At 62.6% G+C, this 22,005-nt stretch carries 18 protein-coding genes; 13 read left to right on the forward strand and 5 right to left on the reverse strand.

Annotated elements, in window-relative coordinates; all coding sequences use genetic code 11:
* Positions 1-36: 36 nt before the first annotated feature.
* A complete protein-coding gene (locus CAG00_RS01925; RefSeq protein ID WP_085663329.1) occupies positions 37-954 on the reverse strand; it encodes a LysR family transcriptional regulator in 918 nt (305 codons plus the stop codon).
* A 120-nt stretch (positions 955-1,074) separates the two neighbouring features.
* Between CAG00_RS01925 and CAG00_RS01930 the strand changes: the two genes are divergently transcribed.
* The 11 genes from CAG00_RS01930 (at position 1,075) to dapA (ending at position 13,421) form a co-directional block, all read left to right on the forward strand.
* Complete coding sequence (locus CAG00_RS01930; protein ID WP_085663330.1) at positions 1,075-1,833, forward strand: 5-oxoprolinase subunit PxpA; 759 nt, start codon at positions 1,075-1,077, stop codon at positions 1,831-1,833.
* 90 nt (positions 1,834-1,923) lie between these two features.
* Positions 1,924-2,811 (forward strand): allophanate hydrolase subunit 1, encoded by an 888-nt coding sequence (locus tag CAG00_RS01935; protein ID WP_085663331.1) that lies wholly within the window; start codon positions 1,924-1,926, stop codon positions 2,809-2,811.
* The gene (locus CAG00_RS01940) at positions 2,808-3,779 is read left to right on the forward strand and encodes a biotin-dependent carboxyltransferase family protein (RefSeq protein WP_075045569.1); all 972 of its coding nucleotides are present in this window, start codon (positions 2,808-2,810) and stop codon (positions 3,777-3,779) included. The genes CAG00_RS01935 and CAG00_RS01940 overlap by 4 nt, the downstream gene beginning before the upstream one ends.
* 232 nt (positions 3,780-4,011) lie before the next feature.
* Positions 4,012-4,884 (forward strand): type IVB secretion system protein IcmH/DotU, encoded by an 873-nt coding sequence (icmH, locus tag CAG00_RS01945; RefSeq protein ID WP_085663332.1) that lies wholly within the window; start codon positions 4,012-4,014, stop codon positions 4,882-4,884.
* Positions 4,885-4,897: 13 nt separating this feature from the next.
* Positions 4,898-6,976: a type VI secretion system Vgr family protein gene (locus CAG00_RS01950; protein WP_085663333.1), complete on the forward strand. Its 2,079-nt coding sequence runs from the start codon at positions 4,898-4,900 to the stop codon at positions 6,974-6,976.
* Positions 6,976-7,899 carry a hypothetical protein gene (locus CAG00_RS01955; RefSeq protein ID WP_085663334.1) on the forward strand — a complete coding sequence of 308 codons (924 nt, stop codon included), beginning with the start codon at positions 6,976-6,978 and terminating at the stop codon, positions 7,897-7,899. Before CAG00_RS01950 ends, CAG00_RS01955 begins: the two co-directional genes overlap by 1 nt.
* Entirely contained in the window at positions 7,896-11,114 is a 3,219-nt protein-coding gene (locus CAG00_RS01960; RefSeq protein WP_085663335.1) for a T6SS effector BTH_I2691 family protein, read from the forward strand. Before CAG00_RS01955 ends, CAG00_RS01960 begins: the two co-directional genes overlap by 4 nt.
* Positions 11,111-11,923 (forward strand): DUF6708 domain-containing protein, encoded by an 813-nt coding sequence (locus CAG00_RS28985; RefSeq protein ID WP_256578928.1) that lies wholly within the window; start codon positions 11,111-11,113, stop codon positions 11,921-11,923. Before CAG00_RS01960 ends, CAG00_RS28985 begins: the two co-directional genes overlap by 4 nt.
* A complete protein-coding gene (locus CAG00_RS01970) occupies positions 11,920-12,177 on the forward strand; it encodes a PAAR domain-containing protein (protein WP_085663336.1) in 258 nt (85 codons plus the stop codon). Before CAG00_RS28985 ends, CAG00_RS01970 begins: the two co-directional genes overlap by 4 nt.
* Positions 12,178-12,280: 103 nt before the next feature.
* The gene (locus CAG00_RS28760; RefSeq protein ID WP_155951624.1) at positions 12,281-12,433 is read left to right on the forward strand and encodes a hypothetical protein; all 153 of its coding nucleotides are present in this window, start codon (positions 12,281-12,283) and stop codon (positions 12,431-12,433) included.
* 121 nt (positions 12,434-12,554) lie between these two features.
* Entirely contained in the window at positions 12,555-13,421 is an 867-nt protein-coding gene (dapA, locus tag CAG00_RS01975; protein ID WP_085663337.1) for a 4-hydroxy-tetrahydrodipicolinate synthase, read from the forward strand.
* A gap of 151 nt (positions 13,422-13,572) precedes the next feature.
* Here the strand turns inward: dapA and CAG00_RS01980 are convergent, their stop codons facing one another.
* Entirely contained in the window at positions 13,573-15,249 is a 1,677-nt protein-coding gene (locus CAG00_RS01980) for an NAD(P)H dependent flavin oxidoreductase family protein (RefSeq protein ID WP_139832702.1), read from the reverse strand.
* A 78-nt stretch (positions 15,250-15,327) separates the two neighbouring features.
* Here CAG00_RS01980 and CAG00_RS01985 point away from each other — a divergent pair, with 78 nt between their 5' ends.
* Entirely contained in the window at positions 15,328-16,875 is a 1,548-nt protein-coding gene (locus CAG00_RS01985) for a PLP-dependent aminotransferase family protein (RefSeq protein WP_085663339.1), read from the forward strand.
* 237 nt (positions 16,876-17,112) lie between these two features.
* On the opposite strand, the gene CAG00_RS01990 is transcribed toward CAG00_RS01985, so the two are convergent.
* Positions 17,113-17,511 (reverse strand): tetratricopeptide repeat protein, encoded by a 399-nt coding sequence (locus CAG00_RS01990; protein ID WP_025339589.1) that lies wholly within the window; start codon positions 17,509-17,511, stop codon positions 17,113-17,115.
* Between the two features lie 255 nt (positions 17,512-17,766).
* Here CAG00_RS01990 and CAG00_RS01995 point away from each other — a divergent pair, with 255 nt between their 5' ends.
* On the forward strand, positions 17,767-19,392 hold the full coding sequence (locus CAG00_RS01995) for a methyl-accepting chemotaxis protein (protein WP_085663340.1): 1,626 nt from the start codon (positions 17,767-17,769) through the stop codon (positions 19,390-19,392).
* A 226-nt stretch (positions 19,393-19,618) separates the two neighbouring features.
* Here the strand turns inward: CAG00_RS01995 and CAG00_RS02000 are convergent, their stop codons facing one another.
* Both CAG00_RS02000 and CAG00_RS02005 read right to left on the reverse strand, forming a co-directional pair.
* On the reverse strand, positions 19,619-19,939 hold the full coding sequence (locus CAG00_RS02000) for a hypothetical protein (RefSeq protein ID WP_085663341.1): 321 nt from the start codon (positions 19,937-19,939) through the stop codon (positions 19,619-19,621).
* Between the two features lie 145 nt (positions 19,940-20,084).
* Positions 20,085-21,926, reverse strand: coding sequence for a potassium transporter Kup (locus tag CAG00_RS02005; protein WP_085663450.1), 1,842 nt, complete (start codon positions 21,924-21,926; stop codon positions 20,085-20,087).
* Positions 21,927-22,005 lie beyond the last annotated feature (79 nt).

The following is a 22,005-nucleotide window of genomic DNA, read 5'->3' on the forward strand; positions in this document are numbered from 1 at the left end:
GATTTACCCGTGAAGAGTCGGGCCTGCAGGGAACGGTCAGCGCCGTGCCGACAACTGCTGCGGTGCCAAAAAAGCATCATGGAAGTAATTGCGCACAGCCTGCATCGCCGGGCTGAACGCCCGTTCCCGGTGCCAGGCTAACCCGACGCTCATCGGTGTCACCGGGTCGCTGATGGTCACCGTCTCGATTCGCTTGCCCTCCAGCGACCAGGGCCGGTGCACCAGGTCCGACAGGATCGCCACACCGCTGCCATTGGCGACCATGCTGCGCACGGCCTCCACCGAACTGGTCCGCACCCGCACTTGCGGCCGCTGCCCGGCCTGTTCCCAATAGCGCATGGCGCTTTGCTCGGCCTCATCCACGATCAGCAGGATGAACGGCTCGCAGGCCACATCGGCCAGGCTTACCGCCGAGCGCTCGCACAGCGGATGGTGGCCGGGCAGCCACAGGCGGCGCTCGGAGTTGAACAGGGTTTCCGAGACGATGTCCGGGTGGGTGAGGTTGGCGGTGAGCACCACTGCCATGTCGAAACGCCCCTCCAGCAAGCCTTGCTCGATGGCGCTGCGTTCCTGTTCGTACAGCTCCAGGGTCACGTCCGGGTGCCAGTGCTCCAGCCGCTGCAGGTGATGCGGCAGGAAGTAGCCAATCACCGTATAACTTGCCGCCAGGCGCAGCAGGCCGCTGGCGCGCACGTCCGGCAGCGGGCTGTTCAGCGCATCGTCCACGCTGCGCAGGATCACGTAGGCGCGGTTCAGAAAGTGCCGGCCGGCCTCGGTCAGGCTCATGCCCTGGGCCGAGCGCTGGAACAGCAGCACGCCGAGCATCGCCTCCAGCTCCTTGATCGCCGTGGTCACTGCAGACTGGGAAATGTTCAGGTGGATTGCCGCCTGGGAAATCTGGCCGATCTCGGCGGTGGCGACGAAATAGCGGACCTGGCGCAGGGTAAGTGACACGGTAGGCTCCCGGGGTATCTGATTTTCAGAAGACACCCTATCTGTTTATAGATCTTCCCAAGGGGGTGCGGAGAATCTAACGTGGCTTGCATGCAGTCACAAGCGCCAGGAGAGACAGTCATGCAGGTGGTGGATTTCAACTCGGACATGGGTGAGGGCTTTGGCCCGTGGACCATTGGCGACGGCGTCGACAACGAGCTGATGGGCTACATCAGCACGGCCAACATCGCCACCGGCTTCCATGCCGGTGACCCCGGCACCATGCGCCGCACCGTCGAGCGGGCCAAGGCCCTGGGCGTCGCAGTGGGGGCGCACCCTGGGTTCCGCGACCTGGTCGGCTTCGGCCGCCGACACATCAATGCCCCGGCCCAGGAACTGGTCGACGACATGCTCTACCAGCTCGGCGCCCTGCGTGAAATTGCCCGCGCCCAGGGCGTGCGCCTGCAGCACATCAAGCCGCACGGTGCCCTGTACATGCATCTGGCACGTGACGAAGAAGCTGCACGGCTGCTGGTGGAAAACCTGCGGGTGATCGAGCCGGAGCTGCTGCTGTACTGCATGCCGGGTTCGGTGATCTGCCGCATTGCCCAGGAGCTTGGCCAGCCGGTAGTTCGCGAGTTCTACGCCGACCGCGAGTACGACCTGAGCGGGTCGATCGTGTTCACCCGCAACGTGCGGGGCCATGAGCCCGGGGCGGTCGCCGAACGGGTGTTGCGGGCTTGTCAGCAAGGCGTGGTGCGCACGGTCGAGGGGCAGGACCTGGCCATCGAATTCGATTCCATCTGCTTGCACAGTGATACCCCGGGGGCGCTCGACCTGGTCGAGGCCACGCGCCAGGCGCTGGACGCTGCCGGTATCGTGGTGCGCGCGCCACGCTGAATCCGTGGGGCATCCGGCAGGTATACGCCGGAGCCCGTGCAATTTGCTTTCGCCTGCCTTTCTATAAAGATTCCAAGAAAAGGAACAGTCATGGCCGAACCGCTTGCTACAACCCCGATCCGCTACAGCTTTGGCGCCGACGAGCACCTGTTTGCCGAAGTCAGCGAGAGCATGTCGCTGGAGGCTTTTTTCAAGGGCATGGCCGTCACCCGTGCGGTGGAGCGGCTGGCCCTGGATGGCGTGCTGGATGTGTGCCTGGCCAACGCCTCGTTCCAGATCCGCTTCGACCCGGACCGTATCGCGCCGCAGGCACTGCTGGAGGCGGTGCGCGGCGCCGAAGCGCAGGCAGTGGCCGAGCGCTCGTTGCAGACGAGGATCATCGAGATTCCAGTGCTGTACAACGACCCTTGGACCCATGAAACGCTGATGCGTTTTCGTGACCGCCACCAGGACCCGGGCAGCACCGACCTGGAGTATGCCGCGCGGATCAACGGCCTGGCCGATGTCGAGGCGTTCATTGCCGCGCACAGCGGCGCGCCGTGGTTCGTGTCGATGGTCGGGTTCGTTGCCGGCCTGCCGTTCATGTTCCAGATGGTCGAGCGCGAGCGGCAACTGCAGGTGCCCAAGTACCTGCGCCCGCGTACGGACACCCCCAAACTCACCCTTGGCCATGGCGGCTGCTTCGGCTGCATCTATTCGGTGCGCGGGGCAGGCGGCTACCAGATGTTCGGCGTCACCCCGGCGCCGATCTATGACCCGCAGCAGACACTGAACTACCTGAAGGAGCACATGGTGTTCTTCCGCCCGGGAGACATCGTGCAGTTCAAGCCCATCGACCGCCGCACCTACGACCATGCGGTGGCGGATGTCGAAGAAGGCCGCTTCGACCTGCGCATTCGCCCGGTGGAGTTCTCCCTGGACGCGTTCCTCGCCGACCCGGTCGGCTATCCACGGACCCTGCAGGAGGTGCTGGCATGATCAAGGTACTCAAACCCGGGCTGGCTACCTCGGTGCAGGACCTGGGCCGCGAAGGCTACTACCACCTGGGCATCCCGCCGTCCGGCGCCCTCGATCAGTACGCCCTGAGGGCGGCCAACCACCTGGTGGGCAACCCGGCCGGCGCCGCGGGCCTCGAGTGTGCGCTGGTGGGGCCGGAGCTGGAGTTCCAGCAGGATGCCCTGGTGGCGGTTTGTGGTGCGCAGATGCCGGCCTTGCTCGATGGCCGCGAGCAACGCCCGGACACGGCGTTTGCCGTACGTGCCGGGCAGGTGTTGCGTTTCGGCTTCCCTACCGCAGGCGCCCGGGCCTACCTGGCGGTGGCCGGCGGTATTGATGTACCCGAGGTGCTCGGCAGCCGCTCCACCTATGCGTTGGGTGCATTGGGTGGCTTCCATGGGCGCAAGCTGATGGCGGGTGACCTGTTGCCGGTCGGCGTACCCAGCGGCAAGACCCGCGCCGGTGCGAGCCTGCCAATGGCCTTGCGCCAGGCCTTGGGTGGCGAGGTGGTGCTTCGGGTGGTGCCGGGGCTGTATTTTCATCGCCTGACCAAGGCTGCGGCGCAAAGCTTTTTCACCGAAGCCTGGACGGTAGGCTCCGAGGCAGACCGTATCGGCTACCGCTACAAGGGCGGCAGTGCCTTGAGCTTCCAGCCACGGGAGCAGCCGTTCGGGGCCGGCTCGGATCCATCGAACATCGTTGACAGCTGCTACCCGATCGGTTCGATCCAGGTACCCGCCGGGCTGGAGCCGATCATCCTGCACCGTGATGCGGTGTCGGGCGGCGGCTACGCCATGATCGGCACGGTGATCAGCGCCGACCTGGACCTGATCGGGCAGATGCAGCCCAACCAGCAGGCGCGGTTCCTGGAAGTCAGCCTGGAGGACGCACTGGAGGCTCGGCGCTCGTACAAGAAGAAGCTGGGTTGCCTGGCCAGGTTGTTTGGCTGATTGATCGGTTGCGGCGCTGCGCCGCCCACACAAGGGCTGGCGCAGTCGTTGCAGGAGCGGCCTTGTGTCGCAAAGGGGCCGCAGAGCGGCCCCGGAATTCCGGCATTGCAGCGTCCAGACAAGCCACGAGGCGAAAATTCCTACAGCGTTTTGGGAAGCCCTACGCTCCTCGAAGAATTGATTCCCCGATAGTGTTCATGTCTTCAGCCTACTGGAAGACAAGGACCTCTTCATGCCCGGCCCATCTGCTGTTCGTCCTGGAAAATCCCAGGCCGCCAACGCTGTTCATGACGTAACCGAAAGCAGCCTGCATGCCATGCTCGATGTCCCGGGGGGCACCGATTCACCCTATCCACCCGGTCAGGGCAGGCGCGCAGATCATCAGGGTTATCCGGCCGACCCGGACTTCCGGCTACGCGGCGGCTTCGCCAACCTGATGCTCGACGCGGCCAACCCGCTGTTCGGCCTGGTCATACGCCTGCGTACGCTGGATGACCTGCCCAACATCGAACAGGTGCACAAGGCCCTGCAGACCCAGGTCAGCGCCATCCGCGAGGAAATACAGCAGCACGGTTATTCCGCCGTGCACCTCGAAGTCTACTCCTATGCCTTGTGCCTTTACCTGGACGAGGCCGTGATGAGCCGCCCCTGGGGGAACAATTCGTGCTGGAGCCACGAACCGCTGCTCAGCATCTTTCATGACGAAACCCAGGGCGGCGAGAAGATCTTCGTGTTGCTGGAGCGGTTGATGCAGTCGCCCAAGGAGTTCCAGGATGTGCTGGAGTTCCTGTACTTCTGCTTTTGCCTGGGCCTGAAGGGCAAGTACGCCCTGGACCCGAAGTGCGATGAAATCATCAACGCCCTGATTTCGCGGATGCACAAGGTCATTCGTGAACTGCGCGGCCCCACGCCGGAATTCGTGGGCGACCCGTATACCAACGTGGTCCATCGCCCCCACCGCAGGCTGCGCCGGGAATGGCCCTGGTGGAGCCCGTTGGTGATCTCCGCCATCGCCATGGTCTGCGCCTACTGCTACTACAGCTACCGCCTGAGCTTGATCACCGCCGAGGTGCTGGAATCGCTCAACGGCATCTTGCAGCAGTAGCAGGGGGATCCGCATGCCTAGCCAATCCGACTTGCGTTTCACCTTCCAGCTGCTGGCTGGCCAGATTGACTTCGAAGTGGTTTCGTTCGAACTCGACGAAATGATCAGCTCACCGTTCCAGCTGAAACTGGAACTGATCAGTTTTGAAGACGAGGTCGACTTCGGCCAGTTGCTCGACAAACCAGTGCTGTTCACGATCTGGCGCGGTGAGCGCCCCTTGCGCTATGTGCACGGCCTGGTCAGCAGTTTCAGCCAGGGTGAGACGGGGTTCTATCGCACCCGTTACCGCGCATTGGTCGAGCCCGTGCTGGCCCGTGCCGGCTTGCGTTCGAACTGGCGCATCTTCCAGCAGAAGACCGTGCCGCAGATTCTCGAATTGATGCTCAAGCGCCAGGGCATTGCCCGTTTCGAAATCAAGAGCATGGGCGAGCATCAGGTGCGTGAGTTCTGCGTACAGGCCGGTGAAACGGACCTCGACTTCATCGCCCGCCTGGCGGGTGAAGAGGGCTTCGTCTATCGCTTCGAGCACACGCCTAAACAACACCTGCTGGTCATCACCGACCGACTGCTGGCGCTGGGGCCGATCAGCCGAAGCGCGCTCAAGGCCGACGACGAAGGTGATGACTTCTTCGACGAAGACGACATCGGCCCCGACCAGGTGCTGTACCGCGCCAACAGTGGTGGCGACCAGGCCAGGCCTTGCCTGCGCCGCCTGCGTTACAGCGAACAGGTGCGTACCGCCCGCCAGGTGCAGCGGGACTACACCTTCACCAACCCGCAGTACCGGCAGGAACACCGCGCAGGTGACAGTAGCATCACCCATCAGTCCCGGGACTATGAGCGCTTCGACTACCCTGGCCGCTACAAGCGCGATGCGGTCGGTGTGCCTTTCACCGCTACCCGCCTGACGGCCCTGCGCCATGACGCCCGTATTGCCGAAGTCGAGGGTGACGATGTACGCCTGCAACCGGGGCTGAGCTTCACCCTCATCGAACACCCACGCAAAGACCTCAACGCCCATTGGCGTGTGATGCGTGTACATCACGAGGGCAGCCAGTTCACCAGCCTGCAAGAAGAAGCTGCCGGGGCCGAACAAGGGACACGCTACTCGCAGGAAGCCGTGCTGGTGCCCGGCCGGATCGAATGGCGTCCGGCGCCACTGCCCAAGCCACGCATCGACGGCCCGCACATGGCCACGGTCGTCGGGCCGCCCGGGGAAGAGATCTACTGCGACGAGTGGGGCCGGGTCAAGGTGAGCTTCCCCTGGGACCGGGAGAGCGAGAACAACGAGTTCAGCTCCTGCTGGGTACGCGTGTCACAAGGTTGGGCAGGCGGCAGCTGGGGCTCGATGGCCATCCCGCGCATCGGCCAGGACGTGATCATCCAGTACGTCAACGCCGACCCCGACCAGCCGATGATCACCGGGCGTACCTATTGTGGCGACCAGCTGCCGCCGTACGACCTGCCCGAACACAAGACCCGCATGACCATCAAGAGCCAGACCCACAAGGGCGATGGTTTCAACGAGCTGCGCTTCGAGGACGAACTCGGCAAGGAAGAAGTGTTCATCCATGCCCAGCGGGACCAGAACAATGTAGTCGGCAATGACGAGACCACGCGTGTGGGGCGTAATCGTGTCGAGCAGGTCGGTAATGATGAGCACTTGAATATCGGCCATGACTTCCGCCAGGAAACCGGGGGCGACCATACCCAGCTCATTGGGCAAAACTGCCGTGTAGATATCAAGCATGACCTGTTCGAGAAAGTAGGCAACGACCGTAGCGAATCAACAGGGGCCAATCACCAGGCCTTTGTAGGAAAGGACGCCGAGCTTGTCGTCAAAGGTGCGCAAAAGGTCACCGTCGGGCAGGGCATGGAGCAACATACGACGATCTATCAGCTGCGCGCCAGTGAGCGCATCGAGTTCAGAACCGCGGGCGGCAGCATTGTGCTGGACGGGCAGGGCATCACCATCAACGGGCTGAAACTCGACCTGCTGGGGCAAACCAGCGCGGCTGCGTCAGGGGCTGGAAACAGCCAGCCACTCTCGCTTACGCCTGACGCCAGCAACAAGTGCGAGGCCAAGGTCTGATGCGCACGGATAACCTGGCCAGGCTCATCGAAAGCCATCATGGGGCGCACTTGTACTGCCATGTGCTGATAGACCCGCTTGCGACTGCTCACGATGGCGACCACGCCGTGCTTGCCCTGCTGCGCAATGCCCTGGGTGAGCAGGCATTGACCCGTGTGCACCGGGCCGACCTGGCCCATGCCCCCCAATTGCATCCCGTACTGGTCTGCCTGGCTTCGCCCGGCACGGTCCCCAGTCGCCGCCTGCTGGAACTGACCGCCCGGGCAGCGCAGAGGGCGTTGTTTCAGCAACGGCGTTACCTGTGTGGCTGGCTGTTCAGTGAGGCGCCTTCGGCCGCTGTCGCGTCCCATCTCACGGCCTTGTGTCGGCTACCCGATTCCTATCGGGAATTTGGCTGCTACCCGGTCTACGAACCCGTCCGTCTGGAGTTGCTTGCGGCGACGTTCGAGCGGCTTGAACAAGGCCCATGGTGGCCGATCAGTGACTGGGTGTTCCTGAGTAGCGGTGGGAGGTTGGCAAGCCTGAAAGGGCAGAGCGGGCAGCGACACCCTTTGCCGACCCCTGCGCGGCGAATTCAGGATGACGTGGGGCTGATCGAACGTGTGCTGGCTACCTGGAGAGTGTTGCGGGCGGGTTCGCAGCACACCAATCAGTGTCAGATTCCACCGTTTGCTGCGGTGCGTGCTTCGAACCATGTCGATGATGCACGCAGGTTGGGCCTGAGCGAGATGGAGGACATCGTGGCCTTCGCTCTCCATCACCTGTGCATTCACCCCAGGCTGCATAGCGTACCTGCGGTGGGCGAAATGTTCGACGCAGCGGCCAGAGGTCAGGCGCCTCTTGCCGCATTGCTCGCCCGCTACTCCGAGGCGCAATGGCGCCAACTGATCGAATGCCTGCCGAAATCCGAGAGTCGCTTATGACCATCAGCCAACGTATTGCCCTCGCGATCGCCGAAGCCGGGCTGCCACACGACCAGTGCATGTCCTGCGAGCGCCAGGGCCTGCCAATCCTGCCGCTGCGTCGCGCCCTGGTGCCGGATACCCGCCCTGAGTGTGTCTCCACCGTGGCGGATAACCGGCATATCTCGACAAAGATCGGCTTGCGCACCTTGCGCATGGGCTACCTGTATGTCCTGCTCGACCAGCAGGTCTGGCATGCCTATGCGGTCAGCGAGCAGGGTCACCTGCGCCGCTTCAACCCTTACGAGCCGCCAGACGGCCCGCCTTCGCCGCTGCCCGAAAAATGCGTGAACGCAGATCACGACATTCCTTCGGCCTTTCTCAACATCGATACCAGCAGGTACGCCAGCGCCTGGCTGGCCTTCTCCAGCGATCCTTGGCCGGTGAGCGTGCTGAACGCCTACAAGAGCGGCGCGTCGCCTGCGCATCGCTTCGAGGGCCTGGACCTGATTCAGGCCCGCAACAATCCCGAACTGCTGGGCATCGCCATGACGCCCGATAAGCTTGGGGTCGACCAGCAGGTATTCGAGTATGCCCAGCATGGCTGCGCCCCCTTCGACAGTGCGCATGGCTTCCACAGCCGCTGGTTGCGCCGGTTCGCCCTGCGCGGCTATCTGGTCAATGCGATCAACCGGCACAAGCTGGAAAACGGCGTGCTGGCAGTAGTGCTCGACGACACCGTCGGGCTGATTCAGGAGTACAACCATCAGCGTCTGAACTGGGTACTGAAGCGTCAGGCCTGGCGTGAAGAACCGATGCGCGCCTATCAGCTGCAGACCTCGCAGATCCTGCAGATCATTCGTGCCACGCACAGGGAATGGGCGGCGCAGAAGGTGCCGTCGCTGGAACCGATGACGGGCGATGGGCCGCCGGTGTTCACCGACCCGGCTGTCGAGCGGCAGCTATTGGTCGAGCGTGCGCAGCAGGAGAGTGACGAGCGGCTTGAAGAGCGCTACCACGAACCGCAGCGGGCCGCGTTCCAGGCTGAATACGAGCAGCAGGAGCGCGAGTTTCAGCGTTACATCGACAAGGACACAAGGGCGTACGTTGCCTTGTTCGATACGCCCATGTTCAAGGTGGCCGAGGCGTACGACTACGACGGTAACGATCGTGAGTCCGGGGTGGCCTACGCCAAGACCATGGCCCTGTGCCTGGGCGGTGGCGTTACGGAAGCTGTCGTCCCCCGCCTTGAACCGCATATTCCCGCTTCCGGCACCAGCGAACTGCTCTGGTTGAAATGGCTGCAGGACCCGGACAGCCCGCCCTACCGCGCCTTGTTGATGCGGGATCGCTCTCTGCTGGCCGGGCTGCTGCCCAGTTTCTCCGCCACAGAAGCGATCAACTGGAACGACAGCGACAAGCTCTACGGCATGCTGAGCAAGATCATCGCCAGCGATGACGCCGGCCTGCGCATGCGCAATACCCTCAAGCAGGCCATTGCTGAAACGCAGGGCGCGCTCAATGCGGCCAGTCAGCGGCTGGCGCCATGTCTGTCACCTGGCATTCAGAAGGCCGTGCGGCATCTGAACAGCGCCACGCAGTTTCTCTACAACGGCGTCCACCTGATCGAGCTGGAAGTGAAGATGAAGCTGGGCGAGTACTACGCCTTGCAGAGCGCCCACCTCCGGGAGTTGCAGCACAAGGCCAACGCGTCGATCGCCGAGGCGCGGGACCGGATGCGCCGCAATATCGATGACTTCGAGTTTGGTTCGATGAAGGCCATGCGCAAGGTGCGGCCGATCATCCAGCACGGGCTGATGAGCCTGGCCGTGCTTGACCCGCGGTTCACCAATTCGATGATCAGCGTAACGGTGTGGGTCGAGGGCAAGGCTGAGGAAGTGCATGGGCGGTTGTTCAAGGAGGCCAGCATGGGGGTGACCCAGGCGAGCAGTGCGGCGCAGCTTGCCTTGGTGGATATCTCGGTGGCAGCGGGGACGTTGGAAACCGATGCGCGCAGGTTGTTGCAGGGGATGAAGATCACAACGCAGCAGGCGGCCCGATTGGTTAGAACCGGTTTTTCCGGGTTGCGCGGGATCGCTGGCAGCTGGGAGGTTCTGCTGGCGATAGGCGGGTTGTATCTGCAGCAGGACAGCCTGGGCAGGAATCAGGAAAAGGCGGAAACGGAGATTGGGCCCAAGGCGTTTGAGGCCAAATTGGCGTTGCAAGGATCTCAATTGGGCGTGTTGGGAGGGCAAATCGAGTTGGTTGGGCTCATTTTGAGATCAAGCGCTGGTCCACTGAATTTGGCACGGGCAAAGGGTGTAGCAGCCACAGGGGAGGCCTTGATAAGGCTTGGTGCTTTGGTAAGTGTGGTTGCAGGGGTCTTTGATACGGCTCAAGCAATCAATGCCATGAGGCGCACCGCCGCTGCGGGTGATGATGTAGCGTACTACCAACATCTAACTTCAGCCGTTTTTTATGCTGCTGGAACTATCGCGTTCGGAGTCGCAGTACTCAATCCGTTATTTTTCGGCCCGCTGGGATTGGCGATAGCCCTCACGCTTGCTGCTTATCAACTAAGCAAACGGGCTGAGAAAAATGAATCAACTGATTTGGAACGCTGGGTAAGGCGGTGCTGCTTTGGAAAGGCAGACGAAAAGCCGAGCGTTCATTGGAATTCTCCAGAACATGCGGATATCGCTTTTGCCGAACTCAATGCTGCCACGTTAGGGGTGCAGGCGAAGTTGCACTTTGAGTCGCACTTGGCAACTGATCCAGGTCTTCCGAAAATCGGTGGCTTGATTAGTGTCGAAATAATGAGGGAGCTAAAATTCTTGATCGCTTTGCCTATGTACGACGAGCGGTCTTCGGGATATCACTGGAAATTGATCGTGCATCGTCACGGTGATGGCCATCACCCTGATTACGTTGGCGGGGAAACTATTGCTTCGGGCAATTTCTTTGCAAACTCTGAAGAGCCTCTCTCACCGTCCTCTTCATTTTCCAGCTTTACATCGCCGCGAATACCCGACCACGACCGCAATTATTCAATCAGCGAGAAGCGAAAACCTTACCCTGCGGGGTTCAGTCAGTTAGAAATTTCTGGCTCGATATCGCTCATGGCAACTATAGGAAACCACACGATACTGGCAGCTACGCTGTTGGTGATGTACTGGCCGGATCGGAGCTTGCCAGGTGGGTATATTGAGATTTGTGCCAGGGAGATTAACGAGTGAAGCGTGATGGTAAAGTTCTGTGGGAGCGCGCTTTAGGCTGGAGTCATGACCTTCCCAAGGTAGATGAAGTGCCAAAGTGGCGGGAAGTGTGGGCAAGTGTCAAACCGTCGCCCAACTACCTCGATGATGTTTATCTCGAGTTACCTCGGAGTAGCATTATCCTCCGAGGTGTCATATTTTTAGTTGGGATTCCGGGGTTGATTTTTATTCTGGGATTGACGCTTTGCCTCTACTGGGGTCTTTTGCATGACGGTTGGCAGCGCGATTGGCTAATAAACATATCAATAATTTTTCCTCCGGCAATACTATGGGCTTTGATTCCCTATGTCAGACTTGATCTGGTTACGCCTAGAGATGAGCCAATTCGCTTCAATCGACTCCGCCAAAAGATATACATTTATGAGTTTCGATATGACCGCATCTTCATCTTCAGCGGCAAACACTGGGGCGTCAAACCGGTCGCCTACAACTGGGACGACGTAACCGCCGAAGTCTACCGAGTCTACGCCCCTGGCCACGGTGGGCTGATCGAAAACGTCATGCTGTCCGTCCGCAACCCGGAAACCAACGAAGTCATCGACCGCGTCTTCTTCACCCACGACCTGTACCACGGTGAAGCCTACTGGGCTATCGCCCGGCTATTCATGCAGCAAGGTCCCGAAGCCCTGCCGAAGTTCGTGCACCCACCCCGTGACTGGAACGATGACGATGGCCTGAGCCACATGCATTGCAGGGCTCCCAAGGTTCATTGGCCAGAGGACATGGACCGTGAATCTCGTACCGGGCCATCAGAAGGAGAAGCTCAATGAACCCTGTCGTACTTGTAGGTCATCGACATGTCTGCCCGCTACATGGCACCAACCAGGTAGAAAGCGGCAGTGCCACGTACACCTTCAATGGCAGGGCGGTTGCCAGGGTGGGGGATCGGACCACGTGCGGCGCCGTGATCGAGAGTGGGGCTGAGCATTTCCTGGTCGAGGGCGCGGCCGTGGCGCGTAAAGGTGACCGGACGGATCACGGTGGTGTGCTGGAGGAGGGTGATGCTGGGTGGATGCTGGATTGATCAAATACCTCTTGTACAAGATCGGGCCCGCAGATCTCTGTGCGGCTTTGGCAGTGAACACCAGCGCAGCCGGATGGGTTTGCTATCTCGGTGTTGACACCGAGTGCGCCGCGCCACCATTATCCAGCCATATCCACGCAACGGGCTTGCCAGCATGTCCATTTCCAACCACGCCATTTTCGCTTCGGGCTTCATCGCCCAGGCAGGCGCGTGCGTTGCCGTTGCCAAGAAATCCAAGAAACAGCCGCTCATCTGACCGAGGCGCGCTGTCTCGTCAGGTGGGCTGACGAGACAGAAGGCGCCAGGTATCCCTGCCAGACCACTTCGACTCTTCGCCCTGCTGACGCTGACTTTCGGTCAACATCAGGAGTTTTTGCATGTCGAATTTCCGTGGTATCTGGATCGCCCTCGTCACGCCCATGCGCGCCAATGAAATCGACTTCGCCGCCCTGGAAAAGCTGGTGAAGAAGCTGCTGGAAGAGGGTGTGGCCGGTTTTGTGGTATGCGGTACCACGGGCGAGGCAGCGGCGCTGTCCAAGGCCGAGCAACTGGCCGTGCTGGACACTGTGCTGGCCTGGGTGGAGCCGGGCAGGGTGGTGATGGGCCTGTCGGGCTACAACCTGCGCGAGCTGTTGGCCTTCCAGGCTGAAATCCAGCGGCGTGACATTGGCGGACTGCTGGTCCCTGCACCGTGCTACATCCGTCCTTCGCAGGCCGGCATCGAGGCGTTCTTCAGCACCGTGGCGGATGCCGCCAGCGTGCCGGTGATCGTCTACGACATCCCCTACCGCACCGGGGTACGCATCGAGCGTGAAACCCTGCGGCGCATCGTGCGCCACCCTCGCATCGCGGCGGTGAAGGACTGCGGCGGCGACAGCGAGACCACCATGGCCCTGATCCAGGACGGCCACGCCCAGGTGCTGGCCGGTGAGGACATGCAGATCTTCAACAACCTGTGCCTGGGTGGCGCAGGGGCCATTTCGGCTTCGGCGCATGTACGCGCCGACCTGTACGTGCGCATGCTGCAGCAGGTCGACCATGGCGACTGGGTAGCCGCGCGCGGAACGTTCTACCAGTTGCTGCCGTGGATGAAGATGGCCTTTGCCGAGCCCAACCCGGCTGTGGTCAAGGCGGCCTTGCAGCTACAGGGGCTGATGAGCGACGAACTGCGAGAGCCCATGCAGCCGTGCACCGAGATGACCCGGGGCAAGCTGCAAGGCGTGCTGGATTCGCTCGGTGCTTGAGATAGAACGGCACATAACTCATTGAATCAACAGGGCCCCTGTGGGAGCGGCTTTAGCCGCGAACACCGGCGCAGCCGGTGCCATGCAGCGCGTTGGATTCTTCGCGGCTAAAGCCGCTCCCACAGGGTACGCGGATCGCTTGCTTCTGAATCTATGAAAGCGGCCTGGCCTCGCCAATCAGGATGTCTTCGAAAAACGCCCCGACCGGCTCGGTAGGGTGGCACAACTGGATCTCCAGCACCCACACCACTTCGCTCGGGACGATTTCCACCTCGGCCAGTTTGTCCTGCCCATACAGCACATGCGGGAAGTCGGCGATGCGATGCCCGGCCAGGTTGCGCTCCAGCTGCCAGCCTTTTGCCTGGGCACTGCGCTCGGCGAAGTCGTACAGTTCGCGCCCGGTCAGGCCACGGCCCCAGGCCTGGCGGGTTTCGTCGAACACTTCATGCAGTGCCTTGACGCAGGCGTGGTGCAGCTCGTGCTGGCCGAACACGAAGGTGTCGCCATAGTCGCCCTCATAGCCATCCCATACCGGGCCGACATCGACCACGACGATATCCGTGTTACGTAATACACGTTGCAGATCAATGCCTTGGCGCGGCGTGCGCACGGTGTCGTCGCCAAAGCGGATGTAGGTCGGGTGCCAGGTGTGCGATGCGCCCATCGCCTGCAAGGTTTGCGCGGCCATCTCCAGCGCCTGGGCGGTGGTCATGCCGACTTTCAGCTGGCTGGCGATCGCTGTCACGGCCCGTACCGACTGCTCGCGGGCAGCGAGCATGCCGTCCAGCGAGTAGCGCGGGCCGACTTTTTCCAGCTCCGGGTGCAATGGGCTGGCTGTTGAGGCCTCGGGCGCCAGTGCGCCGCTGGCAACGAAAGCCTCCGCGACAAAACGATGGGGCTGCAGGCCTGCTGCGAGGCACCGCTCGCGAACCTGGCTGATCATCGTGGCATTGCCGCAGGCATAGACCTGGGTGTCGGCCCAGCGATGGGCCTGGGCCAGCGCCACCTGCTGCACGCGCTCCCGGTCCGACAGCACCGGGTGCCAGCGAAAGTGAGCGTGTGCACGGCTGGCCTGGTCGAGAAACTCACGGTCATAGAAGTCGGCGTCCGATCTGCCGCCCCAGTACAACGTGACCTCGGCATCACCTGCCAGGGCGGTCAGCAGCAATGGCTTGATGCCGGCGTAACCTGTGCCAGTGGCGAACAGCACCAGGGGCCGCTGGTCCTCGTGCTGCCAGGTGCAGGCACCCACCGGCCCTTCCAGCTTCAAGCTGTCACCTGCTTGCAGGGTTGGCAGCAGGCGTTCGGTAAACAGGCCGCCGCTTACCTTGCGGATGTGAAACACCAGTTGACCCTGGTCCTGGGCGGGCAGGTTGGCGATGGAAAAACAGCGGCTGTCACCGTTGTCGAGCCGAAAGCGTACGTACTGGCCAGCCCGTACCGCCAACGGCTGTGCAGGCTGCAGCACCAGTTCGATGATATCGGCGCTCAGTTCGCGTTTGCCATGAACCTGCGCGTGGATTTCCAGCGCCTGGGTTTCCAGGGACCAGCCGGGGATTTCCAGGCGCATGTCGCTGCAGGCGTGGCTCTGGCACAGCAACATTTCGTCGGCGGCTAGGGGGTAGCAGGGCGCGGGCATGTCTGCCGTCCGCTGCTTGTCCCGATACTGCCCCGACACCACCTTGACCTTGCACGAGCCGCAGGCGCCGCGGCGGCATGAGAAGGGCACCGGCAGGCCGCTGGCGAGCATGGCATCGAGCAGCAGCTCCTGGCTGGCGTCGAAGGTTTTGCCCGAGGGCGACAATTCAATGACGTGGCGGTTCTGCATGGGCACCTCGGGGCAAGTGGAGGTTCGATTGTTGCTATAGTCCAGGACCAGTAGAACCTCCAGTTTCGGTTAATTCACATGGTCCAGCTTCGCAAATGGCAGCCGCTGCTCAAGCTCGACGGAGCGCAGCCGCAGGCTTCGTACAGGCAGATCGTCGAGGGCCTGGTAGCCGCGATCTCCGAGGGCCGCCTGCGCCCTGGCACGCCGTTGCCCGGCACGCGGGAAATGGCGCAGCTGCTGAATGTCAACCGCAAGACGGTGATCCTCGCCTACGAGGAAGCCGAGACCAAAGGCTGGCTGGAAAGCGTGCAACGCCGTGGCACCTTCGTCAGTCGGCAGCTGGCGGCTGGCACCCAGGCCGAGCCCGATGCAGCGCAGCCCTTTGCCCTGGTGCTACAGGAGGAGCCTGCCGTTGCCTACTTCGCGGCCAACGAACAGGCTGCCGCGCAGCAGGATCGGCCGGGTGCGCTGTTCTTCGACAACGGCGCCTGTGACCACCGCCTGCTGCCGCAGACCGTTCTGCACCGTTATTACCGTAATGCCTTGCGCAACAGCTTTGCCGCCAACACCGTGCGCCATGGCAGCGCGTGCAGCAGCCACTCCCTGCGCAGCGCCTTGGCCGACATGCTGCGGCACAATCGCAGCCTGAACGTTGGCGCCGAGCATATCTGCCTGACCCAAGGCGTGCAGATGTCGCTGTACCTGGTGGCCAGCGTGCTGCTCAAGCCCGGTGACGTTGTGCTGGTCGAGCGCCTGAGCTATCCGCCCGCGTGGGAGATCTTCCGCCAGCTGGGCGCCCGGCTGGTCACCGTGGACCTAGATGACGAGGGCTGCCGGGTCGAGCAGATCGATGCACTTTGCCGGCTGCACCAGGTGCGCATGCTGTACATCACTCCCCATCACCAGTTCCCGACCACGGTCAGCCTGCCTGCCGGGCGCCGCCAGCAGTTGCTGGAGCTGGCGCGGCAGCACGACTTTTGCGTGGTCGAGGAAGACTACGACCATGAGTACCACTTCGCCGGGCGGCCTTACCTGCCGCTGGCCAGCGACCGTCAGCAGCGGCACGTGATCTACATTGGCTCATTGTCCAAGTCCCTGGGCAGTACGTTCCGTTGCAGTTTCATCGTGGCGCCGGCGGAGGTGACCGTGGCGCTCGAACGCAGGGCGACGCTGACCCTGGGGCAGGGCGATGCGGTGATGCAGCAGATGCTGGCGGACTTGATCAATGATGGCGAGCTGAAGAAGCACTTGCGTCGGGTTACCCGAGAGTATCGCCGGCGTCGAGAGACCCTGTTGGCTTGCTTGCACGATGCCTTTGGCGAGCAGGTAACCGTGCGCGAGCCGGAAGGTGGGCTGGCACTGTGGGTGAGGTTTGCTGACGGGATCGATGTGGATCAGTTGGTTGGCAAGGCGTTGGAGTTGGACCTGGTGGTACGCAGTGGCCGGCAGTTTTCGCCGTTTGGTCATGCGGAAAATGCCCTGCGCCTCGGTTTCGCCTCGCTGGACATGGATGAAATCCGGCTGGCTACACAACGTTTGGCGCAAGCGGCGAAGGCGATTGCAACAGCGGTCCAGCGCAATCCCTGTGGGCGATCACCCAGCCTCTTGGGTTGCGCTGTCGAGTAGAAAACTGAATTCGCAAGCGGTCCGTGTACCCTGTGGGAGCGGCTTTAGCCGCGAAGAATCCAACGCGGTGCATGGCACCGGCTGCGCCGGTGTTCGCGGCTAAAGCCGCTCCCACAGGGTCCCTGCTGATGCAATGAGTTATGGGTAGTTCCATGAGAGCTGACTTGCGGGTGATCACCGGCGCAGCCGGTGGCAAAGCAGGTCAATGGTGGCCTTACGCGCAGCGTCTGATCGCCGTCAGTGTGCAGCCGTCGGCAGCATGCCCGAGCCCTGGGCCTTGTGTGCGGCTTCTATCAGCTGCAGGTTGCGGCTGCGCAGTGCGTGATTGTTGCCAACACGCAGGTTTGAGCGAAGCGCCAGGGTTTCGGCCTGTTCATACTGCCCTTGCTGAAGGCGCAAAACGCCAAGGTAGTGCAGCGTTGCCGGGTTGTTCGGCTGAATGTGCAGCGCACGCTCCAGGGTGGCCGCCGCCTGGTCCAGTTGGCCGTCGGCATACTGTTGCGAGGCGGTTTCGATCAGCACCGTCGAGGCATTGTTGCTGCGTGCGGGCGCGTAGCGTTCGCCGGCCAGTGCTCCCTGTGCCGTGATTGCGCTGAACAACAGGAGCAGGGCTGACAGAACAGGTGTGCTGGGCATCGGCGGTAGACTCGGCAGGGCTTGGGCAAGCCCCTGGCTGGAGGGCGAGGGGATGCTATCGACCGAATTGGAGCGTTGAAGTTCCCGCCTGGTCGGCTTGTTGCCTGTTGCCCGGTCTTTGCCTCGACAACATCTGTTCGGTTACCGCCCATAACCGTACTCCGGCGCCTCAAGCCTGGGGCAGTACCTCCGATAGCAGCACACCCACCGTCGAATCATCGACCAGAAGTGGTGCCAACAAGGAGTACTGCCCGCATGCTTGCCAACCTGAAGATCCGCACCGGAATGTTCTGGGTGCTGTCGCTGTTCAGCGTGACCCTGCTGTTTTCCACCGTCAGTGCCTGGCGGGCGGCGGTGGGCAGTGACCAGCAGATCACCGAACTGGACCAGACCGCGCACCAGTCGGACCGGTTGAACAATGCGTTGCTGATGGCGATTCGCGCCAGTGCCAATGTGTCCTCGGGCTTCATCGAGCAGCTGGGTGGTCATGAGGAAAGCGCCAACAAGCGCATGGCGCTGTCGGTCGAGCTGAACGACAAGAGCCAGAAGCTGGTGGACGAGTTTGTCGAAAACGCCCGCGAGCCTGCGTTGCACGCACTGGCAACCGCGCTGCAGGCCACCTATGGCGAGTATGCCACGGCGGTCGCCGGGCAGCGTGAGGCAACCCGTCAACGTTCGCTCGAGCAGTATTTCAAGGTCAACACCGACGCCGGCAACGCCATGGGCCGGCTGCAGGCGCTGCGTCAGCAACTGGTCGGCGCATTGAGTGAGCGCGGTCAGCAGATCATGCTGGAATCCGACCGGCGCCTGGCGCGTGCGCAAATGCTGAGCCTGGGGCTGCTGGGCGTGACGCTGTTGTTGGCGGCGCTGTGCTGGGCCTTTGTTGCCCAGCGCGTGCTGCACCCGCTGCGCGAAGCTGGTCGGCACTTTCAGCGCATTGCCGGTGGCGACCTGAGCGTGCCGGTGCAGGGGCAGGGCGGTAACGAGATCGGCCAGCTGTTCCATGAACTTGAACGCATGCAGCAGAGCCAGCGCGACACCCTGGGGCAGATCAGCAGCTGCGCCAGGCAACTGGACGCAGCCGCCACGGCGCTGAATACCGTCACCGAGGAAAGTGCCAACAACCTGCGCCAGCAGGGCCAGGAGCTGGAGCAGGCCGCCACCGCCGTCACCGAAATGACCACGGCCGTGGAGGAGGTTGCGCGCAATGCCATCACTACCTCGCAGACCACCAGCGAATCCAACCAGCTGGCAGCGCAAAGCCGCCGGCAAGTCAGCGACAACATCGACGGCACCGAGGCCATGACTCGGGAGATCCAGGCTAGCAGCGCGCATCTGCAGCAACTGGTCGGGCAGGTGCGGGACATCGGCAAGGTGCTGGAGGTGATTCGCTCGGTGTCCGAGCAAACCAACCTGCTGGCGCTCAATGCCGCCATCGAGGCCGCCCGTGCGGGCGAGGCTGGGCGCGGCTTTGCGGTAGTGGCGGATGAGGTGCGTACGTTGGCGTACCGCACGCAACAGTCGACCCAGGAAATCGAGCAGATGATCGGGCGCGTGCAGGCGGGTACCGAAGCGGCCGTGGCCTCGATGCAGGCCAGTACCAGCCGCGCCCAGTCGACGCTGGACGTGACCCTGGCTTCGGGGCAGGTGCTGGAGGGTATCTACAGTGCGATCGGCGAGATCAACGAGCGTAACCTGGTGATTGCCAGCGCAGCCGAAGAGCAGGCCCAGGTGGCGCGAGAGGTGGACCGCAACCTGCTGAACATTCGCGAGTTGTCGACATCCTCGGCAGCGGGGGCGCAGCAGACCAGTGAGGCAAGCAAGGCGTTGTCGGGGTTGGTGGGGGAGATGACGGCGTTGGTGGGGCGGTTCAGGGTTTGAGGTCTGGCGGGCACCAGGCTGTGGGAGCGGGCGAGCCCGCGAACACCGGCGTAGCCGGTGCCATCAACCGCGTCGCCTGCTTCGCGGGTAAACCCGCTCCCACAGGGACCCCACCAGCCGAAGGAATGTGCTGTACCTGTGGGAGCGGGCGAGCCCGCGAACACCGGCGTAGCCGGTGCCATCAACCGCATCGCCCGGTTCGAGGGCACGCCATGTGCGCTTTCAGTTATCGATCATGCTTCGAAGAGGAGCGCCCGGCCTTGTTGTGTTCCTTGGAATGGGCAATGCCGGACCGGGTAGTGCCACGGCCGTTGTCATCATTGCGCAGGCTTCCATAGTGATTGCCGCTCTCGCCATGGTTGCGGGTGGCCTTGCCGGCATGATCACTCTCGTAGCCGGCGCCATTACCGTTGAACCCACCTTTGCCGCCGCCATTGCCATTACCTTTGGCATATGCGGAACCAATCGGCGAGATATCGGCAGGCAACAATGCAGTTGCGCCGAGCGCCAGGGCACAGGTAAAGACGGCTACCAGGGTTTTTTTCATGTTTGTTCGCCTCCAGAAGGCGCAGGGGGGAGCTTGAGTGCGGATACGACATAAGGTTGCTTTTTAAGTTCCGCAGTGCGCAGCCGTTCGATGAAGCGGCTGCCAGGCCCTTTCAGTACCTGGCAGCCTCAAGCTTCATGACTGTTCAGATCTCGACCTGAGTGCCAAGCTCGATCACCCGGTTCAGCGGCAGCTTGAAGTACTTCAGGTTGCTGTTGGCATTCTTCAGCAGGAAGGCAAACAGGTGCTCCCGCCAGCGGGCCATGCCCATCTGCCTGCCTGCAATGACCGTCTCCCGGCTGAGGAAATAAGTGGTGCGCATGGGGCCGAACTCAAGGTCCGCACGTTGGCAGCGGCTTAGCGCCAACGGTACGTCGGGTTCCTCCATGAAGCCGAAATGCAGGCTCACGCGGAAGAAGCCATCACCAAACGCCTCGACCTCAAAGCGCTTGCCAGCGCTGACCCGTGGCTCGTCCTCGAACACGACGGTCAACAGCACCACCTGTTCATGGAGTACCTGGTTATGCAGCAGGTTGTGCAGCAAGGCGTGAGGCACCGCCTCGGGCCTGGCGGACAGGAACACGGCAGTACCGCCCACGCGGTGAGGCGGCTGGGCCTTGAGGCTGGTAATGAACAGGTCCAGCGGCAGCGAGCTCTCGTCCAGCCGCTCGACGATCATCCTTCGCCCGCGTTTCCAGGTGGTCATCAGGATGAACAGCGCCAGGCCGGCAATCACCGGAAATGCACCGCCCTGGAGGATCTTCGGCGCATTGGCGGCGAAATACAGGCTGTCGACCAGCAGGAACGCCAGCAGCATCGGCACCGCCAGCCAGTGTGGTGCCTTCCACAGCAACAGCACCACTGCCGAGGCCAGCAGCGTGGTGATCAGCATGGTCCCGGTCACGGCTACGCCGTAGGCTGCCGCAAGCGCCCCGGACGACTCGAAGCCGACCACCAGCAGCACCACGCCAACCATCAGTGCCCAGTTCACCATGCCGATGTAGATCTGCCCCTGTTCCTCGCTGGAGGTGTGCTGGATGAACATGCGCGGTACGTAACCCAGCTGGATGGCCTGGCGCGTCAACGAGAACGCACCGGAGATCACGGCCTGGGACGCGATGATGGTGGCCAGCGTGGCCAGCCCGACCATGGGCAGCAGGGCCCATTCGGGTGCCAGCAGGTAAAACGGGTTGCGCACTGCCTGCGGGTCGCCGAGGATCAGCGCGCCCTGGCCGAAGTAGTTCAGCACCAGGCCGGGCAGCACCAGCAGGAACCAGGCCCGGGCAATGGGTTTGCGGCCGAAGTGCCCCATGTCGGCGTAGAGGGCTTCGGCGCCGGTCAGCGCCAGCACCACCGCGCCCAGAATCGCCACCCCCATGCCCGGGTGGAGCACGAAGAACTTCACCGCCCAGAGCGGGTTGAGTGCCTGCAGCACCTCCGGGCGCTGGACGATGCCGTGCAAGCCCAGCGCACCCAGTACGACGAACCACAGCACCATGATCGGCCCGAAGAGGATGCCGATGCGCGCGGTGCCGTGCTTCTGGATCAGGAACAGCGCCACCAGCACCACCACCGACAGCGGCACGACCCAATGTTCGATACCGTCGAAGGCCAGTTGCAGGCCCTCGACGGCCGATAGCACGGAAATCGCCGGGGTGATCATGCTGTCGCCGTAGAACAGCGCGGCGCCGAACAGGCCGAGCAGCACCAGTATCCTACCCAGGCGCTGGTAGGGCGCCGCCGCCCGATGCGCCAAGGCGGTCAGGGCCATGATGCCACCTTCGCCCTGGTTGTCAGCACGAAGGATGAACAGTACGTACTTGAGCGACACCACCCAGAGCAACGACCAGAACACCAGTGACAGCACACCCAGTACGCCGGCGGTGTTGGCCTGCACGCCGTAGTGCCCGGCGAACACCTCCTTGAGGGTGTACAGCGGGCTGGTGCCGATGTCGCCATACACCACGCCGACAGCGGCGACGAGCATGCCGATGGGGTTGGACTTGCCGGGAACGGATTGATTTGCGATGACGGTGGACTGGCTCACGAAGGGCTTCTCTGGACTG

Origin of the sequence: Pseudomonas sp. B5(2017) (assembly GCF_002112825.1) — a bacterium.
Classification (GTDB): Bacteria; Pseudomonadota; Gammaproteobacteria; order Pseudomonadales; family Pseudomonadaceae; genus Aquipseudomonas; species Aquipseudomonas putida_Z.